The sequence below is a fragment of the Streptomyces chiangmaiensis genome, from assembly GCF_036281785.1.
Lineage (GTDB): Bacteria > Actinomycetota > Actinomycetes > Streptomycetales > Streptomycetaceae > Streptomyces > Streptomyces chiangmaiensis.
The window spans coordinates 1-957 of record NZ_JAYWVC010000635.1 but is presented as its reverse complement, the minus strand read 5'-3'; the positions used below and the strand labels follow the sequence as shown (position 1 = coordinate 957).

Genomic DNA, 957 nt, shown 5'->3' with positions numbered 1-957 from the left:
CGCTCCCTGCGCATGAGGCGGGCCACCGTGCAACCACGCACATCATGAGCATGCTCTCCGGAGCCGTGTGCGCAGGTTCGAATCCTGCCGGGGCACCCTGTATGAGGTGCCCAAAGACCCCGTCACCAGCGGAAACGCTGAGGCCGGGGTCTTCGTGTATATGCAGCCGTACGCAGCGCTGGGCGGCCCTATGCCGGGGTCTGTGGACTATTTGTGGACGGGATCTTGAGGCATCGGCCCAGGTCAGTCCCCGGAAATGACGAAGGCCCCCGGACGGATCCAGGGGCCAGGAGCGCGGAAGCGGCTCCCTGTCGCTCCGCTGTGAAGAGGCCCGGCGCCACCGCACCACGGATGGGCTCCGGACGTGTGGACGGGCTCAGGGACAGGTGGCCGCGGTGTCGATCCTGATGCCGGTCACGGTGAAGGCCGAGGAGAAGTTGACGTGGTAGTTCGGCAGGAGGCAGAGGTACTGCGTTGCACCGGTGCTGTTGACGATGTAGCGGAGATAGGCCCGGTCGTCGTTGCGGGTGTTGTTTACCCAGTTGGCGCCGCGGCTGTTGGGGCCGAGGTTCTGGTAGCCGGTGGTGACGTCCTGGTACGCGGCTGTGGGGGTCCCACCGTTCCACTGGCTGTCGGTGAGATAGAAGCAGACGCGGGGGTACGTGCATCCGTTGTAGGAGGTGGCGGAGGCCGTGGGAGCCGTGACCAGTGCGGTGGCGGCGAGAGCAGCGGCTGCCATGCCAACGGTGGCGGTTCGCTTGATCATGTTCATGCCCGAGAGTCTGGTGGCGGAATGACTGGGTCAGGAGGGTTCTTCCAGCCAATGCGGGAGCTGACGAACGCTCGCCGCAACGTGAGCTAATACTGCAACCGCATGTGGGGTAACATTCGACGTCGTCTGTCGTTGATGTGACTGTGTGCTGATGCGTTGACGGTCGAACAGGTTGAGTCGTGGTC

General features: G+C 64.4%; 1 protein-coding gene. It reads right to left on the bottom strand.

Going from position 1 to position 957, the window contains the following annotated elements; genetic code table 11:
• Positions 1-376: 376 nt before the first annotated feature.
• Complete coding sequence (locus VXC91_RS46095) at positions 377-772, bottom strand: hypothetical protein (RefSeq protein WP_329513286.1); 396 nt, start codon at positions 770-772, stop codon at positions 377-379.
• Between the last annotated feature and the right edge of the window lie 185 nt (positions 773-957).

What these genes read in the sequence shown, in the direction of transcription:
- VXC91_RS46095 (WP_329513286.1), bottom strand. Translation starts at nt 772, where the DNA reads ATGAACATGATCAAGCGAACCGCCACCGTTGGCATGGCAGCCGCTGCT.